The organism is Ornatilinea apprima (assembly GCF_001306115.1).
Taxonomy (GTDB): Bacteria; Chloroflexota; Anaerolineae; order Anaerolineales; family Anaerolineaceae; genus Ornatilinea; species Ornatilinea apprima.
Genome location: NZ_LGCL01000016.1, coordinates 139,156 through 158,690 on the forward strand (window position 1 = coordinate 139,156; position 19,535 = coordinate 158,690).

At 54.0% G+C, this 19,535-nt stretch carries 16 protein-coding genes; 11 read left to right on the top strand and 5 right to left on the bottom strand.

The window, feature by feature from the left end:
• Positions 1-4: 4 nt before the first annotated feature.
• Genes ADN00_RS05735 through ADN00_RS05755 form a run of 5 tightly spaced genes read right to left on the bottom strand, consistent with a single transcriptional unit; the run spans position 5 to position 5,088 of the window.
• Complete coding sequence (locus ADN00_RS05735) at positions 5-970, bottom strand: ROK family protein (RefSeq protein ID WP_075062005.1); 966 nt, start codon at positions 968-970, stop codon at positions 5-7.
• A gap of 25 nt (positions 971-995) precedes the next feature.
• Complete coding sequence (gene larC2, locus ADN00_RS05740; protein ID WP_075062006.1) at positions 996-2,183, bottom strand: nickel pincer cofactor biosynthesis protein LarC2; 1,188 nt, start codon at positions 2,181-2,183, stop codon at positions 996-998.
• 34 nt (positions 2,184-2,217) lie between these two features.
• On the bottom strand, positions 2,218-3,270 hold the full coding sequence (locus tag ADN00_RS05745; protein ID WP_082389915.1) for a PfkB family carbohydrate kinase: 1,053 nt from the start codon (positions 3,268-3,270) through the stop codon (positions 2,218-2,220).
• A gap of 3 nt (positions 3,271-3,273) precedes the next feature.
• Positions 3,274-4,245 (bottom strand): hypothetical protein, encoded by a 972-nt coding sequence (locus ADN00_RS05750; protein WP_075062007.1) that lies wholly within the window; start codon positions 4,243-4,245, stop codon positions 3,274-3,276.
• A gap of 3 nt (positions 4,246-4,248) precedes the next feature.
• Positions 4,249-5,088 carry an HAD family hydrolase gene (locus tag ADN00_RS05755; protein WP_075062008.1) on the bottom strand — a complete coding sequence of 280 codons (840 nt, stop codon included), beginning with the start codon at positions 5,086-5,088 and terminating at the stop codon, positions 4,249-4,251.
• Between the two features lie 300 nt (positions 5,089-5,388).
• Between ADN00_RS05755 and ADN00_RS05760 the strand changes: the two genes are divergently transcribed.
• The 11 genes from ADN00_RS05760 to ADN00_RS05810 all read left to right on the top strand — a co-directional run bounded on the left by ADN00_RS05760 (position 5,389) and on the right by ADN00_RS05810 (position 19,441).
• The gene (locus ADN00_RS05760) at positions 5,389-6,768 is read left to right on the top strand and encodes an ABC transporter substrate-binding protein (RefSeq protein ID WP_075062009.1); all 1,380 of its coding nucleotides are present in this window, start codon (positions 5,389-5,391) and stop codon (positions 6,766-6,768) included.
• 63 nt (positions 6,769-6,831) lie between these two features.
• Positions 6,832-7,731: a carbohydrate ABC transporter permease gene (locus ADN00_RS05765; RefSeq protein WP_075062010.1), complete on the top strand. Its 900-nt coding sequence runs from the start codon at positions 6,832-6,834 to the stop codon at positions 7,729-7,731.
• On the top strand, positions 7,728-8,681 hold the full coding sequence (locus tag ADN00_RS05770; RefSeq protein ID WP_075062011.1) for a carbohydrate ABC transporter permease: 954 nt from the start codon (positions 7,728-7,730) through the stop codon (positions 8,679-8,681). The genes ADN00_RS05765 and ADN00_RS05770 overlap by 4 nt, the downstream gene beginning before the upstream one ends.
• A 30-nt stretch (positions 8,682-8,711) precedes the next feature.
• Entirely contained in the window at positions 8,712-10,412 is a 1,701-nt protein-coding gene (locus ADN00_RS05775) for a D-sedoheptulose-7-phosphate isomerase (protein ID WP_075062012.1), read from the top strand.
• Positions 10,413-10,503: 91 nt separating this feature from the next.
• Entirely contained in the window at positions 10,504-11,691 is a 1,188-nt protein-coding gene (locus tag ADN00_RS05780; RefSeq protein WP_075062013.1) for an ROK family transcriptional regulator, read from the top strand.
• A gap of 255 nt (positions 11,692-11,946) precedes the next feature.
• A complete protein-coding gene (gene purH, locus ADN00_RS05785; protein WP_075062014.1) occupies positions 11,947-13,446 on the top strand; it encodes a bifunctional phosphoribosylaminoimidazolecarboxamide formyltransferase/IMP cyclohydrolase in 1,500 nt (499 codons plus the stop codon).
• 33 nt (positions 13,447-13,479) lie between these two features.
• A complete protein-coding gene (guaB, locus tag ADN00_RS05790) occupies positions 13,480-14,961 on the top strand; it encodes an IMP dehydrogenase (RefSeq protein WP_075062015.1) in 1,482 nt (493 codons plus the stop codon).
• A 285-nt stretch (positions 14,962-15,246) separates the two neighbouring features.
• Positions 15,247-15,996, top strand: a complete 750-nt coding sequence (locus ADN00_RS05795; protein ID WP_075062016.1) for a GntR family transcriptional regulator — start codon at positions 15,247-15,249, stop codon at positions 15,994-15,996.
• Positions 15,997-16,013: 17 nt separating this feature from the next.
• Positions 16,014-16,997 carry an ROK family protein gene (locus ADN00_RS05800; protein WP_082389917.1) on the top strand — a complete coding sequence of 328 codons (984 nt, stop codon included), beginning with the start codon at positions 16,014-16,016 and terminating at the stop codon, positions 16,995-16,997.
• Between the two features lie 97 nt (positions 16,998-17,094).
• A complete protein-coding gene (locus ADN00_RS05805) occupies positions 17,095-18,453 on the top strand; it encodes an ABC transporter substrate-binding protein (protein WP_075062018.1) in 1,359 nt (452 codons plus the stop codon).
• A gap of 85 nt (positions 18,454-18,538) precedes the next feature.
• Entirely contained in the window at positions 18,539-19,441 is a 903-nt protein-coding gene (locus tag ADN00_RS05810) for a carbohydrate ABC transporter permease (RefSeq protein WP_075062019.1), read from the top strand.
• The last annotated feature ends 94 nt before the right edge of the window (positions 19,442-19,535 follow it).

A 19,535-nucleotide genomic window follows, 5' to 3' on the forward strand; every position in this document is an offset into this window, starting at 1 on the left:
TGGATTAAGCCAGCAAGGCCGCGCCGAGCAAAGTCTCCATCCCGTTGAGTTCAGAGAATTTCAACACAAACCGGCCTTTCGAGAGGGGATGCAGATATTCTTGCAGAGCGGGCTCAAGGAAGCGCAACAGCACATCTTGAGCGCGGGTAACGCCGCCGCCCAGAACGAGGGTGTCGGGGTCAAACAGGGAAACCACATTCGCGATGCCGATGGCCAGACCGGTAAAAGCGCGTTGCAAAATGGCTTCGGCTTGCGCGTCTCCCCGGCGGCAAGCCTCGATAACGGTTTTAGCGCTGATCTGGTCGAGGTCCCCGGCGCATAACTCGCGCAGCGGACTGTGGAGGGGAGCTTCTCGCAGAGCGGCTTTGCCATCGCGGGCCAGCGCCCATCCCGAGCAGAGACTTTCCACGCAGCCAAACCGCCCGCAGGCGCACCGTGGTCCGCCTGGCTGGACGATGATATGCCCGAACTCCCCCGCCAGGGCGCTGCCGCGAAAAAGCTGACCATTGAGGATCAACCCCGCACCGACGCCGGTACTGACCTGAATGTAAACCATGTTCTCCGCGCCTTTGCCCGCGCCAAAATGCCATTCCCCCAGGGCGGCCGCGTTGGCGTCGTTATCCATATAGGCAGGTATACCGAACACCTGGCTGATTTGATCGGTCAAGCGGATACCGTCCCAGTCGGCAACGTGGTGAGAGTGCAAAACGGTGGTGCGGTCTTTGCTTACCGGGCCGCCAAAGCTGACGCCCACCCGCAGGATTTGGCTTTCCAACCCCGATCGCTTGACTGCCTCTTGCCCGGCAGCCAGCATGGTTTGCAATGTGGCCTGAGCGCCTTGCTCGGCGGGGGTCGATTTGCGCACCAGGGCAGAAATTTCGCCAGTTTCGATGTTGACAACACCCGCGGCGAGCTTGGTGCCGCCAAAATCGAGAGCGAGAGCGTGTTTTTTGGATGTATGAGGAATCATGTCAACTCACAATCAATTGTGGAGATCAGGCCTGATGGCTGGTCTCGGTTTCTTCTGCCCAGGGGTTGCAGGCTGCCAGGGCGGCCTGGTACACCTGCAGGGTGGGAATCTGATGCTGGCGGGCCAACGCCGAGCAGGTTTCGTATTCGGGGGAGGCCTGAATGACCTTTCCCTGACTATATTTTAGCTTGACCGGCACGATGCCGTAGGGTGTTTTGAATTCTTTCACCTCAATTTTAGCGCGGTACTTGTGCTCAATGGGGCGGGTTTGCAAACCAATCGTGCTGGTCTCGCGCAGAATCATTTCGGCCAGGCGCTCCTCGTCTTGCGGGCGTGCGACCACCGCCAGGCGCGTGCCGGCGCGGTTCTTTTTCATCTGAATGGGAATGCGGTACACATCCAGCGCGCCTGCTTCCATCAGCCGGACGGTTACATCGGCCAAAATTTGCGGAGACATATCGTCGATGTTGGTTTCAATGAGAATATTGCCGGGTTTCGCGGGCGCTTGCCGTTCGCCAACCAGAATTTGCAGCGCGCCTTTCGCTGCTTGATCTTCCATGCCTGTGCCGATGGATTGGAGGCGAAACGCGGGACGCTCAAAAACAGCCAGATGAACCAAAAGAGCCGCCGCGCTGGGCGTAACCCAGCCAGTATCCTGATCCACGGGGGTAACCAGGCATTGGTTCTGGCGCAAGATTTCTTGTGATAGCGCAGCGGATTCATACCAGGCGGCTGCAGGATTGGCAGAAGCGCTGACCGGCAAGGGTAAAGCTCCGCAAAAGAGTTTCTCAATCCCCAGACTGCGCAGCCCGTGGGTGAACCCGATCACTTCCGCGAGGGTTTGGAACGGCAGGCTGTTCTGCTGGATAAATTGCGCGGTTGGTGTGTGATGCACCTGCGCGCCGGTTTCGACCAGTGTGGTCAGAATCTCCAAAACGGATGATTGGTCTGCTTGCTGGCTGACCTTCTCAATGACGGCGGCGAGTGGAATTTGGGGCGGTTCGGCGTGGCGCGGAAACCTGAACTGCAGAATTTTGCCCCGCAGGTTTCCATCGTGGCCAGGCTTTTTTTGTACTTGTAAAGGGATGGAAAAATGGTATTGGTCGATGGCTGTTTGGATTTCGGCCTGTTGCAGCTCTAAATCCAACAGAGCGGCTAGCAGCAGTGTGCTGTTTACCGGCGTGCCTGAAGTGATGTAAGCAATTTTTTCCATAAGAAAGCCTGGCCAGATGGATTCCTGTCTACCATTAAACTTTTTGACCGATAAACTCGTGATAGCGCTCCAAAATGCGGGCGCGGGTGGTGGTGCCGGTTACCCCAATTTGTTGGATGATGAGCGAAGCAGTGAGGTTGCCGATGAAAACGGCTTCTTCCAGGCTGGCGCCCGCGCATAAAGCCGCGCCGGTGCTGGCAGAAACGCTGTCGCCCGCGCCGACGATGTCGATGGGACCGCTGACCTGATAGGTGGGAATCTCGCTTAGCGATTCGGGGTCGCCCTGGTAGATTATCGCGCCGCGCTCACCGCGGGTGATGACAATGGGGCGGTGCGTTCTGCTATAAATGATGCGGCAGCACGCCTTGATTTGTTCGCTGGTAAGCGGCATATCCGCAGGATAATTCGCGGCTTTGACCGCTTCGGAAAGGTTGGTCTTGATGATCACATCCGTGTATAAGCCAGCAAAATCACGCGAATCGACCATAAAGAGCTTCTGCGGATGGGAGCGGGCCAGGGATTGGATCTCTTCCCGCACCCGGTCAGTGATGACGCCGCAGTTCCTTTCTTTCACCTGGTCAACCACCAGCACGCCATCTACCTGGGGGAGCAGCTCACGCAGTTTTGTAATGATCTGCTGTTCCACCTCTTCAGGCAGGGGCAGCCGGTTTTTAACGTCCATGCGGTTCAGCTCATGCTCGTGACCGTCGGGTTCGCGCATCATGGGCTTGTTATAGGTGGGCGTGAATCGATTCGGGCAGTGCAGCAGTGTTTCCGGGTTGATTTGAATCGCCGCCAGTTTTTTCCGCAGATCATATCCGTTGCCGTCGTCGCCGCATATGCCCAACGCAGTTACGTTGACTTCCAGTGAGCGCAGGTTGCCGGCAACCGTGCCGGCAGCCCCCGGATATTTCCGCATCTCAATCACCTGATAGGCTTCCAGATTGGTTTCCAGCGAGATTTCGCTCAAATTACGGTCCATGGTCAGGTAACAGTCCAGAAAATAGTCACCCAACACCAGCAAGTTAACGCTGGTAAACCGGTCTAATATTTGGGTCAGGCGGGCCTCATCCATCCATCCACTCATGGTCTATTTTTCCTCCAGTTTGCTGATCAGCTGGTGGTAAAGGCTGGGAACCGTAACACGGTGATCGCCCTGAATGTAAAAGCTCTCTCCGCCGTCTTGCACGGTGCGGACCAAAATGGTTTTATAGGGCCGGAAGTAATAAGCGGCATTGGTTTTGGGTGCTTCGTTGTGGTAGTTGGGGCCCAGGTCGATCAGGTCAAATACGGCAGTGGTGAAATGGCAAACCGACTTGCCTTCCTGTTTGGCGACATTGCGTGCCATCGAAAGGGCCTTCAAATACACTTCCGGCCCCATCACCGAGGTGCCAATATTCAGCAGCACACCACCTTCCAGGCGGCGAACCGATTCCGCAAAAATCAGAAAATCGCGGTAAGAGGTATCTCCAAGGGCGGCGCCGTTCAAATTGGGATGCTCATGGATAATGTCCTGCCCGATGCCCACATGCACCGTGATCGGCACCTGCAGTTTGTAAGCCGCGGCCAGGATGCTGTACTCTTTGTAAGGAAAGTTGCCTTCTTCGATCATCCGGCCGGCGGCTTCACCCAGGCCCAGCTGATCTCGCTGGCCGGCAACCATGGCATCGTTAATGTAGCCGGTTTCCGTCCAAAGCCCGAACTGGCCTTCAGAAATATAGCGCGGCACGCTTTCGGTGGTGGCGCCAATGAGGGCAAACTCAAAATCGTGGATCACCCCCGCGCCGTTGAGCGCGATGTGGGAAATCAGCCCGCGCTTCATCATGTCGATCAACAAGAGGGCATTGCCTTTGCGCAGGACGTGGGCGCCCATCATCACGATGATCGCCGAACCGGCCTCGCGGGCGCGTAGAATGCGGTCCGCGATGGTGGGCAGATCGGGGTTTTCAAAGGAAGGCGCAGGGTCTGTGGGCTGCATCATCACGTCCAGCGTCAGGTCGTGAATTCGTTCAGAAAGGGGTTTCAGCTTTAATCGGCTGCGGTCAAACTGTGGAAAAGGCATGGTCTATTCCTCCATAAATAAGTATCGAACGAGCTGCTCATGCTCACCGAAATCGGGGACAATGACATCCGCGCCGGCGGCAATTAACCGCGAACGCTTCCATTCGTCGATGCCTGCGCGGGTTGCTTCGTTGCTGGCCACACCCACACTGATCCCGCCCACCGATTTTGTATCTTCAATTTCTACATAGCCGTCACCAAAAGCAACCAGTTCGCTGCCGCCCAGATGGTTTTCCTGGATGATGCGATCAATGACCATTTTTTTGGAGAAGTTTTTGTAGTCATCCTGGGCTCCGTAAACCCCTTTGAAGTAGGGGGTAACACCCAAAAGCTCGGCTTCTTCCAGAACAAACACCTCATCGGTTCCAGAAGCCAGGTAACAGGCAACACCGCGCTCCCGCAGGCTTTTTAGAATTTCAAAACTGCCAGGAACAACCATATCCACGGGGTTTGCTTGCCCGGCTTTCAGTTGCTCCAGGCGGTGTTGAATGTGCTCCATCAGCAGCGCATGATACTGGTGTTTATAAACAAGCGGGTCTTTGGCCTGGCCGCCTCTTTTCTCAATTTCTTCGGCCAGTTGAATCATCTGGTAGACGGTTTGCTTGCCCGTAAGCCGGGTAACAAACTCTTTAACGAGCGCTTCAATCTGATCTCGCTCCTCATGGCGAGGTGTCTGCATTAAGATTTCAACCATCATGGGCTGCATGACAGCCTGCCAGCCTTCGCGAATCAGAGAGATGGTACCGTCAAAATCGAAAAGAGCATGGCGGATGTTTCCACGCTGGATGGCCGGTTGGATGATTTCAATTTGCGATCCGGGGAGTACGGGGTAAGTAGGAGTCATGAAAGAACCTCGAGTAGTAGGATTAAATAAATCGATATACTTATTATAGTATAGAAACACTTATTAACAACAAGTAAATATTATTAACATCTTGTATTTTATTGATTTGCATGCTAGATTAATAGAGTACCGTGTGCGATTTGATCGCGTGCGGGGATAGAAACAAAACGGGAAAGGAGGGTCTTCACCGTCAGAAAAGAGTAATCGAATCAACCTTTGAGAAAACGATATTGAAGCAGGTCAATGAACCAAGAATCATCTCTAAAACGAACAAGTTGTTATGCGTGAGGAAGGAGAAAGATGTCTAAGTCTAAGTTTTGGTATCTAACCATGGCCCTCGTACTGGCCGCCTCCATGCTGCTGGTGGCCTGCCAGCCTGCTGCGCCGGCAGCCCCTGCCGAACAGCCAGCCGCTGAGCAACCGGCCGCTGAGCAACCGGCCGCGGAACAACCGACGGCCGTCCCGGCTGCCACCGAACAGCCCGCTGAGGCGCCCGCTGCAGAAGCAAGTAAACTTGAGATCTTCTCATGGTGGACTGCTGGTGGTGAGGCCGAGGGTCTCAACGCGATGTTTGAGGTCTACAGCGCCAAGTATCCCGAAGTGGAAATCATCAATGCGACTGTTGCTGGCGGCGCTGGAACCAACGCGAAAGCCGTTTTGGCTACCCGCTTGCAGGGTGGAGATCCGCCTGATTCCTTCCAGGTGCATGCTGGTCTGGAAGTGGAAAAATATGAACCGACCACCTACCTGCAGCCGATCGACGACATGTTCGACCCGAGTGTTTTCCCGGCGGACCTGTTGAAGATGCTGGAATACGAAGGCCATTACTGGTCGATGCCCGTCAATATCCACCGCTCGAATGTGTTGTGGTACAACAAGACCGTGTTTGAAGAGAACGGTCTGGAAGTTCCCACCACCATCGATGAGTTCTTCGCGGCTTGCGACACCCTCAAAGCGGCTGGCATCATCCCCGTGACCATGGGCACCAAAGACGGTTGGGAAGCTGCGCACGTCTTCGAAGGCATGCTGGCGGCGACATTGGGCGCGGATGACTATCGCGGTATATGGACCGGCGAAGTTCCCTGGACGGACCCGCGCGTCACCGAAGCGTTGGAATACTTCCAGCGCATGATGACCTATGTGAACGAAGACCATGCGGCTCTGACCTGGGATGGCGCTGGCGAGTACATGTTGTCCAACCAGGCGGCCATGATGATCATGGGCGACTGGGCTGCCGGATGGTTCGCGAGCAAGGGTTACAGTGATTTCGGTTGGGCTGCTACCCCGGGCAGCGGTGGCATCTTTGTGGGTCTCTCCGACTCCTTTGCTTTGCCGCAGGGCGCTCCAAACGAAGCGGAAGCACGGCATTGGCTGGAGGTTTGCGGTTCTAAAGAAGGCCAGGAAGCGTTCAACCCCAAGAAGGGTTCGATCTGCGCCCGCACCGACTGCGATCCGGAAGCCTTCAAGGTTGTTCCTGAGACCTACGAATACCTGACTTCTGCCGCGGAAGATTGGGCGACTAACGCGATTGTGCCGAGTGTTGTGCATGGCGCGGCCTCGATCGAAAGCTGGGCGACTGATTTCAAAGACACCATCACCCTGTTCGTTTCCAGCGGTGACGTTGCTGGTACCCAGGCAGCTCTGCAAGGCCTTTGTGTCGATGCGGAAGTGTGTCAATAGCTAGAAATTGAACAAAAAGGCAGCTCCTTTATGGAGCTGCCTTCCCATTTATGGAGTATGTGAATGAGATACTCAAGAAAAGATCGCGCGACTTCCATCGCTCTGGTTTTACCCACCATTGTGGTGATGTTTATCTTCATTTACGGGTTTATTGGTTTTACTGGCTACGCTTCCTTCTCCAATTGGAAGAAATTGAAGCCGGATTTCACCTTCATTGGATTTGAAAACTACATAAAGCTGTTTGAAAATCAGCGCTTCATCATTGATATGCGCAACACATTCACGTTTACTGTGTTGTTCTTGATCGCGACCATTCTGCTGGGCTTTTTCCTGGCTTTTTTGCTTGAACAAAAAGTGAAGGGTGAGTCCATTTTCAGAAACATTTATCTGTTTCCGATGGCATTGTCTTACATTGTTACCGGCGTGGTATGGCGATGGCTGCTATCTCCGGGCACCGAAAGCACCGGCCCGTTAGGCGTGAACTTATTGTTTGATAACCTTGGATTGGGCTTTTTGAAGAACGGGTGGTATACCGACCCCAATATTGGCATCCGCGCGGTGGTCATCGCCGCGACCTGGCAGATGGCCGGTTATGTGATGGCACTCTACCTGGCGGGTATGCGCGGCATTCCGGATGAATTGAAAGAAGCCGCCCGGGTGGATGGCGCGAATGAGTTTGACGTTTACCGCTATATCATCATTCCGTTGCTGCGGCCGATTACCCTGAGCGCGGTGATCATTCTTGGGCATATGTCGCTAAAGATCTACGACCTGGTGGTTTCGATGACCGGCCCTGGAACCGGCTTCTCCACAGATGTGCCTGCCCTGTTCATGTTTGATACTACTTTCCGTGGCAACCGCTTCGCGCAAGGTTCCTCCATCGCAATGGTCTTGTTGATAATGGTTGCGGTGCTGGTCGTACCTTATCTGGTAAGCAGTTACCGGAAAGAGGTGGTTCGATGAACCAGAAAAAAAGTTCTTTTGTGTTCAACCGCCTGGCTATTTATCTCTTGTTGGTGGTCATGGCGGCATTTTTCCTCATGCCCATCTATATGCTGTTAATCACCGGCATAAAGTCTTATCAAGATGTTGGGCTGGCTTCGATGTGGAAGATGCCTACCTCATTCAGCCTCGAGTCTTTTGGCCGTGCTTGGGCGGGCAGCGTTTCGCAGGGTTTTCGCGGGTTGCAAGGGAATTTCTTAAACAGCATCTGGCTGACAGTGCCAGCCGCGCTTCTCTCTGCGTTTATTGGCTCCATCAATGGGTATATCTTCTCCAAATGGAAGTTCAAAGGGTCTGATGTTCTCTTTTCCATGCTGCTTTTTGGAATGTTCATCCCTTACCAAAGCGTGTTGATTCCGCTGGTGCGTGTTTTACAATGGCTCACTCAATTTACCGGGCCAATAATCGGGTTTATTAATAGCTGGAAAATCGCGGGAAGTCTCTCCTGGCTGCCAGGCTGGCTGGCTGGATTCATACCGGCTTATGGTACGATTGGCGGCCTGATCATGGTTCATGTGATCTACGGCGTTCCGATTGCCACCCTGATTTTCCGCAATTATTACACCGAGATTCCCACTGAGTTGGTGGAAGCGGGAATGGTAGATGGCGCCAGTCTGCTGGGTATCTACCGCCATATTTTGTTCCCCATTTCCATGCCGGGCTTTGTGGTGGTTCTGATCTGGCAGTTCACTTCGATCTGGAATGACTTCCTGTTTGGCGTGATTGTCACCTCCAACCCCAACGTACAGCCGGTTACCGTGGCTTTGAATAACCTGGCCGGTTCGTATATTGTAGAGTGGAATGTGCAAATGGCCGGTTCGTTAATTGCGGCTCTGCCGACGATGTTGATTTACGTCTTCTTGAGCCGTTACTTCATCCGCGGTTTGATGGCTGGGTCCCTAAAGGGATAATTCCGTTTGAAAAGATTGTATGAGCGCTGATTGGGAGAATTCAAATTGCCGTATCCAGCGATTGATTTAAGAAAAGTAAAGACATATCCCATCCGGGAGCGACAGAATCTGGTCAAGTTGAGTGATCTGATTTTGCCTGAGCATGCCTGTCCGCCCTTTTCCCACCCTGAGTTTGACCAGGTGGTTGAGCGAGTGCTGGAAGCGCGCCGGAATGGACGCCCGGTCATCTGGATGATGGGCGGGCATGTGATTAAATGCGGTTTGGGTCCGCTATTGATCGATTTAATGCGCCGCGGTGTGGTTACCCATGTCGCCGGGAATGGCTCTGTCTCCATCCATGATTTGGAGCTGGCCATGATTGGCGAAACCAGCGAGGACGTAGCCACCAGTATTGAAGACGGCACCTTTGGAATGGCGCAGGAGACCGGGGCGGCCATTCACCGCGCGCTGCGCCAGGGCGTCAAAGACGGCCTGGGCTACGGTGAAGCGGTGGGGCGCTATATAGACGAGCAGGCATTCCCTTACCGACAATACAGCGTGCAGTACCAGGCGTATAAACTGGGCATCCCAATGACCGTGCATGTTACAGTGGGGGCAGACATCATTCACCAGCACCCGGACTGCGATTTTGGCATTTTGGGGGCAGCGACCGGCCAGGACTTTAAGGTGTTCTGCGCTTCGGTGGCGAATCTGGAAAATGGCGTTTTGCTTAACTTCGGTTCAGCGGTCACCGGCCCAGAAGTCTTCTTAAAAGCCGTATCGATCACCCGCAACCTGGGGTACTCGGTTCAGGGGTTGACCACCGCGAACTTCGACCTGATGCCGCTGAGAGGCGACTACCATGCTTCGGTCCCCAAGGACAACCCGGAATATTATTACCGCCCACGGAAGAATGTGGTCAACCGGCCAACTTCTCTGAAAGGGCACGGTTTTCATATCCAGGGCGACCACAGCCAGACCGTTCCAAACCTGCATCACGCGGTTTGCCAGCGGCTTGAAACCCAACCCTTGCCCGAAGCAGTCAGCCAGTCTATTGCCGCGGGCGAGGTGGAAGCCGTGCTGGAGCCCGTCCGACGGCGTTCACTGCTGGCGGCAGACGCGGTGCGAGAGTTGCTGCAGCGCCGCCCGCATCTGCAAGAAGCCGTCCCCGGCTTGTGCAAAGCCTACCTGACCATCGCGGAAAGTTTTGAGCGGGGCGGAACGCTGTATTTGTGCGGCAACGGGGGCAGCATGTCAGACGCGATGCACATCTCCGGCGAGTTGTTGAAATCGTTTGGCCGCCCGCGCCCGCTTTCTGAACGGCTGAAACAACAATTAGCCAGCAATCCAGACGGCCAGTTTCTGGCTGAGAATCTGGAAGGCGGGCTGCCCGCGGTTGTGTTGGGCGCGAATCTGGTGTTGGGCAGCGCGGTGGACAATGACTTTTCTGCCCGCGGTCTGGGAGATGCGCAAGAGCTGATTGCTTTGGCCCGCCCCGGAGACGTGCTGTTGGGTATCAGCACCAGTGGGAAGGCCAGCAACGTCTACTATGCGGCGGTTGTGGCAAAAACGCGGGGAGCGGCCACCATTGTTTTAACCGGAACAAGGGAAAGCCGCCTTTCCGATTTTTGCGATATTGCCATTCACGCCCCCGCACAGCGAACCGATCTGGTGCAAGAAGAGCATATCGCTCTCTACCATTGCCTGTGTGATATGTTGGAAAGAGATTTCTTCGGGAACAACTTGGTATAATCTTATGCGCGAATCTGAGTTGGGGATTATTGAAGAGAAAAACCGATTTTCCCTTATTCCAGCTACCAGACGATAGAAAGAGCGAAAGCCAGTGCACCAAATCATCACTTCCTCCGGCATGCGATCCATTAACCAATCCGCGATTTTAGAGATCATTCGCAGTGAGTCTCCCACGTCGCGCACGTATATCTCCCAAAAATTGGGAATCAGTCTGCCCACAGTTATGCGCATTGTGGACGAATTAGTTGATCTGGGATTTGTGCGCAACACAGAAGAAACAGAATGGTCGGGAGGGCGGCGGCGGCCTTTGCTGGAATTCAACGCGCAAGGAAACGCAGTGATTGGCATAGACCTGGGCGGTGGAACCATGTTTGGGGCGATTGCCGATATCGGCGGCAATCTACTGGCGGAGTTGGATATCCCCTTTGCCACCATCCCGCAGGAAAAATATCTGGAGCGCATGTTTGAATTAATCGACACCTTGCTGCACCACCCGGCATTAGAAGGCCGCAAGGTGTTGGGGATCGGGGTCGGCGCTCCGGGCCCCACGCTGCACTCAACCGGCGTGGTGATTTACTCCGCATCTTTGAATTGGGAAAATTTCCCGCTGAAGCAGAAACTTAGCGAGCGATACGATCTGCCGATTATGGTTGAAAATGATATCAACCTGGCAGCGATGGGTGAGTTGTGGTTCGGCGCGGGAAAAGGGCGCAAGAATTTCTTCGTGCTGGCCTCTGGTGGCGGCATCGGCTCGGCAATGGTGATCGACGGCGCGGTGTACCGCGGGGCGCATGAGTTCGCGGGCGAGATTGCCAATATGCTGCCCGGCCGCGAGTTTTTATATAAGAAACGCGGCAAGCTGGGTTCTCTCGAAACGGTCATGTCGGGAATTGGCCTTTCCAACCAGGCCAGAGAAGTGTTGAAGGGGCAATTGCCGGAAGAATCTCTCAATGCTATCACGATTAAAGAGTTTTTCCGCGCAGTACGGCGCGAAGAAGAGTGGGCCATGCCCATTTATCAGAACGCGCTGGATTACCTGGCGCTGGCTGTTTCCAGCGTGATCTCGATTACAGACCCTGAAGTTGTCATTTTCGCGGGGGGCATTGCCGCCTTTGCGGATTTATTAATCGAACCGGTCAAAGAACGCTTGGGCGATCTACTGCCCATGGGCGTCAACCTGGTGCAGTCCCCATTGGGGCTGCGCGGCTGTGTGATGGGCGCAATCGCAAAGGTGATGTATCACACGGCTGGTTACTATGTAGTTCATAAAATTGAGTAGCCCGATAAAAGATCGCAGACAAAAACCCGAAAGTTCACTCTTCCGGGTTTTTTTATGTTGGAGAAAATTGAAGGAGAATTTCCTTCGCGATAACGGTATAATGCAGTAAGATCATTACAAGACCCTGTTCAGACAAATTAAAAACGCCAGTCAACAGGAGCGTCTCATCTTGGGGGAAGCAGTGATGGGCGGCTTTTTTGAGTTTGGCTTGCAGAAGAAACGATCAGCGATCCTTTGACGAAAAAGGAGTTATCAATGCCAAAAGCTATCCTTTCGGTTTACGACAAGTCTGGGGTGGAAGCGTTCGCGCGCACCCTGGCCGCATCTGGATGGGAACTGCTGGCCTCAGGCGGAACAGCCCGGCTGCTTAAACAGGCCGGTCTGGCAGTTCAAGAAGTGTCGGATTACACCGGTTCGCCAGAAATTTTGGGCGGGCGGGTGAAAACACTCCATCCCGCCATTCATGGTGGAATTCTGGCGCGCGACCTTCCTGAGGACCAGGCACAGCTGGACGCTCTGGGGTGGGGCAATATTGATTTGGTGGTGGTGAATCTGTATCCCTTTCAGGCGACCATTGCGCGGCCGGGCGTTACCCTGGCGGAAGCAATTGAGAATATCGACATTGGCGGGGTAGCGCTGATCCGCGCCGCGGCGAAAAATCATGAGCGCGTGATGCTGGTTTGCGATCCAAAAGATTACCCGGCTGTACTAGAAGAACTGAAGAGTGGAAATGCCGGCGAACAGTTTCGCCGTCAATTGGCGGTGAAAGGTTTTTGCTTGACGGCTGCCTACGATCAGGCCATCGCCGCCTACCTGAGCGGAGAACCCGTAGAGAGCTTAACCCTTTACCCGCTGCAAACCCTGCGCTACGGTGAAAATCCGCACCAGCACGCCGCGGTGTATGGGTTTGAAGCGGGTCAGGGCCCGCTGGGTGGTGAGGTTTTGCAGGGCAAAGAGCTTTCGTATAATAACCTGCTGGACCTGGACGCGGCCTGGCGGGCGGCGGTCAGTTATACCCGGCCAAGCGTGTGCATTGTGAAGCATCTGTCTCCCTGCGGAATTGCCAGCGCCGAACACTTGGTGGATGCCTACCTGGCCGCTCTGGAGAGTGACCCGGTTTCGGCTTTTGGCGGGGTGGTGGCCTGCAACCGCGAGGTGGATGAGGAAACTGCTGAGCAGATCAGCCAGATTTTTGTGGAGTGCGTCATTGCGCCCAGTTTTTCGGGCGGCGCGCGGGAAATTTTTGAAAAGAAGAAAAACCTGCGCTTGCTGAAAATGCCTGACCTGCGTATTGAACCGGATTATGAACTGCGCTCGATCACGCGCGGGATTCTCAAGCAATCGGTGGACTTTGGCGACCCGGCGGAGACGGAGTGGAAAGTGGCGACCAAGCGCGAGCCAGGCCAGGAGGAATGGCAATCGCTGCGTTTTGCCTGGAAAGCCTGCCAGCATGTGAAGTCGAACGCGATTGTGTTTTGCCAGGGCGAAGCCACGGTGGGCATTGGCGGCGGACAGCCAAACCGGGTGGATTGCGTGCGCATCGCCGCGCAGCGCGCGGGAGACAAGGCACGCGGGGCCGTCATGGCCTCAGATGCCTTCTTCCCCTTCGCTGATTCGATTGAAGAAGCCAGCCGGGCGGGTATTACCGCGATCATCCAGCCAGGCGGGTCGATTCGCGATTTAGAGTCGATTGAAGCAGCCGACCGGCTGGGTATTGCGATGGTTTTCACCGGCGTACGGCATTTCAGACATTAATCCTTTGAATGATGGTTTGGAGAAATTGAATTGATGAATGAAGAACTTTTTGAAGGGGCAGACGCGCTGACGTTTGACGACGTGTTGATCCAGCCGGGCTACAGCGAAATTTTGCCCAGCGAAACGGATGTTTCTGCTCTATTGGTGCCGACTATCCGCCTGAATATTCCGCTGCTCTCCGCGGCGATGGATACCGTCACCGAGGCGCGCTTGGCGATTGCCTTGGCGCGCGAAGGCGGAATAGGCATCATTCACCGTAATTTGTCGCCAGACGCGCAGGCCAAAGAGGTGGAAACCGTAAAACGCTCGGAGTCAGGGATGATCAGTGACCCAATCACGCTCTCTCCCACGGCCAGTCTGCAGGACGCCGAAGATATTATGGCGCGCTTTCATATCAGCGGCATACCGATTGTCGATCCCGAATCGCGTAAATTGGTGGGAATCCTGACGAACCGCGACATCCGTTTTGCCGAACCCGAAGATTACTATAAACCGGTCAGTGAGTTTATGACCAGCGGGCGGCTGGTTACCGCTCCGATTGGCACTACGCTGGAGCAGGCGAAAGCAATTCTACAGAAACATCGCATCGAAAAATTGCCTCTGGTGGATGAAGGTGGCCGCCTGGCAGGCTTGATCACCGTCAAGGATATTCAGAAGAAGCTGAAATATCCCAACGCGGCCACCGACGCGCGCGGGCGATTGATGGTCGGCGCGGCGGTTGGCGTGGGAGCGGATGTTGAAGAACGGATATCCTTGATGGTAGCCAAAGGCCTGGATGTGGTGGTGATCGATACCGCCCACGGCCATTCGGCGGGCGTGGTCAAGTCCATCCAGCGCATCCACGCCATGCTGCCCGATTTGCCCATTATCGCCGGCAATGTGGTAACCGAAGAAGGCGCGATCGCGTTGATGGATGCCGGCGCCAGCGCGATTAAAGTGGGGGTGGGGGCAGGCTCCATCTGCACCACACGGGTGATTTCTGGGGCGGGCATGCCCCAGTTGACAGCCGTTTATCGTGTCGCTAAGGCGGCGCGCCCGCGCGGCATTCCCGTGATTGCCGACGGTGGGGTGAAATACAGCGGTGATATTGTTAAAGCCCTTGTCGCGGGCGCGGACACGGTGATGCTGGGCAGCCTGCTGGCGGGGTTGGAAGAAGCGCCGGGTGAATCGGTGCTGTATGAAGGCCGTAAGTATAAAACCTACCGCGGCATGGGCAGCATGGGTGCCATGCAGGGCTATGGCCGAGACCGCTACGGCAGCGGGCAGGGCGGCGCGAAAAAACTGGTGCCCGAAGGGGTAGAAGGCATGGTGGCGTTCAAAGGCGCATTGTCCGATTTTGTTTACCAGCTGGTAGGCGGTCTGCGCTCGGGGATGGGCTACGCGGGAGCAAAAAACCTGGAAGAGCTGCGCACTAAAACCCGCCTGCTGCGTATCACCGGCGCGGGGCTGATCGAAAGTCACCCGCACGATGTAACCATCACGCGTGAGGCGCCCAATTATCAGCGCGGCGATTGATGAACGCTGGCAGCACCAGTTGGATCGAAGCGTAAACTTGCAAAAAATGGTTGGCTAGATTTCAATTCTCATTGTTTATGGATTAACAACGTCCAGAAATGGGCGTTGTTTTTTGTGTTGGGTCCAACGCTATGGATCACAAATCGTCTCAGCTAACAGAAAGAATAAAGCGTAAATTCTAAAAAAAACCTATTGACAAAACCTTTGGATCATATATAAAATGGTTATAACAACATAACAATATATTGATAGATAGAATTTAATCCTGAACCCTGCGGAGTGATGATGGAATTAAATACGCTGGATAAGGGCAGCCATACCCCGTTATATCTGCAGCTGGCGCGGCAGTTAATCCGCCAAATTCAGTCAGGCGTGCTGAAGCCGGGCGACAAAATCCCTTCTGAGAGGGAATTGTCCGAAAGCCTCAATGTGAGCCGCATCACGTCTCGCCAGGCGATTGAGTCCTTGCTGAAAAGCGGATTGATATACCGCGAACAAGGGCGGGGAACGTTTGTCGCTGAATCAAAAATGCACGGTATCCAGGGTTTTAGCTCCTTCACGGAGGATATCCGCTCGCGTGGATATCAACCGGGTTCGAAGGTGATCAAGCAAGAATTGGTGCCGGTGGACGAAAAGTGCCGCCAAAAATTGAAGATGGGCCCGGATGAGTTGGTTTTACATCTGGTGCGATTGCGTCTTGCGGATGGGGAACCGATCGCGATTCAATATACGCACTTGCCTTCCCGTATCTGCCCGGGCTTGGAAAATGAAGACCTTGAGAACCGCTCTCTCTTCAGCGTTTTACGCGACCGGTATTTCATCCATCCGGCCTGGACGGAAGCGGAAGTTCGCGCCAGCAACCCGACACCCGAAGAGGCGGATCTGTTGGGAATTGGCCTGGATGAACCCGTTTTGGTTGTGGATGGTGTTACCTTCACAGAGTCGTTTGATATGGTCGAAGTGGTGCGAACCGTTTATAACGGCAAGTCCATTTCCCTGTACATGGGCCGGCAGCGGCTCGGCCTGCTGGTTTGATCCATTTTTAAGCGACAATGAAACCTACTTCTCAAACTTTCCTTGTTGGTGTGGATATCGGCGGGACGAAAACAGCCGTTGGATTGGTGGATTCCTCAGGCTATCTTCATTTTCAGAAGCAGGCGCCAACCTGTCAGGACGGCCCACAGCATGGCTTTGCCCAAATCATACGATTAATTGAAGAGGTCCTGTTCGAAACCAGAATTGGCATTGATCAGGTGCAGGGAATTGGGATCGGCATCCCGGCAGTTCTGGAGCCAGAGACCGATTTTGTGATTTGGGGTCCGAATTTAGCGGGTTGGCGCAACGTCGATCTCAGAGGCGCGCTCATTGATCACTTCAAAGTCCCTGTTTGCGTTGAGTACGATGGACATACGGCTGTCTTGGGAGAATGGTGGATTGGTGCTGGCAAAGCGTATCAGTCGATGGTCAGCATCATCATTGGGACTGGTTTGGGCGGCGGAATGGTGTTGGATGGAAAGTTATACCGCGGGATGAACCGCCTGGCAGGCGCAGCCGGCTGGTTTGGCTTGACGCTGAATGCCGGCATGCAGAGCCAGCGAGAAAGCTCGATTGGTTTCTGGGAGGCAAGAATTGCCGGCCCTGCGATTTCTATGCGCGCGCAACAATTTGCCGCAGAACACCCCAATTCGATGATGGCGAGTGTCTCGCCCCCGGATCGTTTGACAGCCCAGCAGGTATTTGAGATTGCAGGAAAAGGAGATCCGGCGGCTCAACAGTTTTGCGAACAAATTGCCGATGAAATTGGAATTGGCATTGCGAACGTTGTCAGTTTAGTCGATCCGCAAGTTGTGATTCTGGGTGGTGGCGTTGGCAGTAATTGTGGTGTGTTGCTGCCGCGCATTCGTCAAGTGGTTCAGAGTTGGGCTCAACCGATCGCCGGGAAATCTGTGCAACTGGTTCTCTCAACTTTAGGCGCGAAAGCGGGTTTAGTGGGGGCTGCCTATAGCGTCTTATTAAGAAACGGAGCAGAAGGGTAATGAAAGGAGGATCACAAGTATTTTACTCGCAGGCTGAAGGTTCTTGAGAAAACTCGAATTGGATTGAGAAAAGGTTTGATAGAGGAGATAAAAACTTATGAAGCGCTCGATTTATTTCGTCTCAACTATTGTAATCGTACTTGCGATGTTGTTGGCAGGTTGCCAGCAGCCTCCGGCTGCGGAACCGGCTGCCGAAGCAGCAGCCCCAACAACGGCTGCAGAAGCTGCTCCCGCTGAGGCAACCGCCCCCGCTGAACCGGCTGCTCCCGCTGAAACGCCTGTTACCATCCGCGCGTTGATCCGCCCGGATGAAGGTGAAAACGTTGCCACCTACGCAGCAAAATTCGAGGAAATGACGGGCAATAAAGTGGTTGTGGATTTTGCCAGTTGGGCGGAGATCCATGATAAAACCATCACCACCCTTGCGACGGGCGGCGGCGGATATGACATCATCTTCATCCCCTCAGCCAATGTGGTGGAATTCTCGTCGGGCGGTTGGTTTGAGCCGATCAATGATCTGATTACCGATGCTAATCGCGGTGAATGGCTCGAATCGGTAGTGGATATGTACACCATTGACGGCGACCTGATCGCGATGCCCTGGTACGCTGGCGGTGCCCATATGGCTTACAACGCGGCCGTGCTGGAAGCTGCGGGTGTCGACCCGGCTTCGATTGTTACCTGGGATGACTTCATGGCTGCTTGCCGAAAGATCAAAGAAACCGGCGCGGCGGAATTCTGCTTCTCACCCAGCGCAAAATATCCGGGCAATTTCTACTACAACTGGGGCACGATGGTGCTCTCCAACGGCAGCGAGTTCTTTGATGAGGAAGGCGCCCCGATCTTTGCTGACAATGACGCGGCTGTGAAAAGCTTACAGATGATCAAAACCGGTATTGATGAAGGCCTGTTTGATCCTGCTGGAATTGCTTTGGATGACTACGAAACCTTGATTGCGTTTGGCACCGGCAAAATCGCCTTCATGTTGAATTCGACCTGGTCGGTGACACAAGCCGCTTACAATGCCGATCTTTCCACTGTCATGGATGATGCCAATCTGATGCTGATCCCTGGCAACGGTGATGTGCGCAGCGCTGGATATCTGTATGCGGGTGGCCTTGGTCTGCTAAAAACCTCTGAAAATAAAGAGGTTGCCAAAGAATTCCTGGTATTTTTGACCAGTGAAGAAGCGCAGAAGCACCACGCGATTAATGGCGCGAACCTTCCCACCCGTCTTTCGCTGTATGAAGATGCCGATATTGCGGCAGCGTGGCGCGGTTTTGATGTGCTGGCGCAGCAATTGACCTACGGCGAATTTCCGCCACAGTTTGGCTGGTTCGAGGAATGGCGGCGCTCGGCTGCTACCGCGGTGCAAGATGTGATGGCAAATCGCAAATCGCCTGAAGATGCCATTAGCTGGCTTGTCGCGGAGACGAACCGCATCCGCGAACAATAGTACTTGATGCTGTACGCCTGTATGGAGGCTTTAGCCTCCATACAGGCTAACCCTTACCAGCAACCCGCTTTCAGGAGTTGTGTTAATGGCACTACTTAAACATATCAGCAGGCGGCAACGCGAGGAACGCCTCCTTGTGATCTTTCTGGTCGCTCCCGCTGCTCTCATCATGGCTGGGGTCACGGTGTATCCATTAGTGCGTTCCTTATGGATTAGCCTGCTTAAATGGGATCTGACCAAACCGCAGTTGGGCCATCCATTTATCGGATTTGAGAATTATTTGCATGTGCTTAAAGATCCGATTTTTTGGCAATGTGCACGGGTGACCGCACTATTTGTGGTTGGCGCGGTTACACTCGAAATTGTGTTGGGTCTGCTCCTGGCTCTGCTATTAAATAAGGATTTTGTGGGGAAAAATTTTGTGCGCATGCTGGCGCTGTTGCCCTGGGCCATTCCGCCGGTCGTGAATGGCATTATGTGGAAGTGGATTTTGAATCCCAGCTACGGCGCTTTGAATGGTATGTTGTACTCATTGAAAATTATTGATCAGTACGTGGTCTGGTTGGGAAGCCCAACTCTGGCATTGTTGATGGTCATCCTGGCGGATGTTTGGAAAGAAACACCATTCATTATGCTGCTTTTCCTGGCTGCTTTGCAGACCATTCCCCAGGACCTTTATGAGGCGGCCGAAGTGGATGGCGCGAACGCTTTGCAAAAATTGTTTCAAATAACGATCCCAATGATCAGGCCGACCTTGTTTGTAGCGTTATCCTTACGAACCATTTGGGCTTTGAAGAGTTTTGATTTGATTTACACCCTGACGGCAGGCGGTCCCTCCAATGGAACGAATGTCATCGGTTTCTACACATACATGAAATCCTTTGTTTCGCTGGACCTGGGTAGAGGCGCCGCGGCAGCCTATATTATGACCATTGTCGTTATGCTGGTTGTGGTTCTTTACCAACGGGCACTCACACGGGAGAAATGATCAATATGGCCATATCAGGAGATTTCTTCAAACAAATTGGATCAGCTTCTCCCCGCGATTTCAGAGGTCGGAGTGGTTCCCACCGAAAACAACT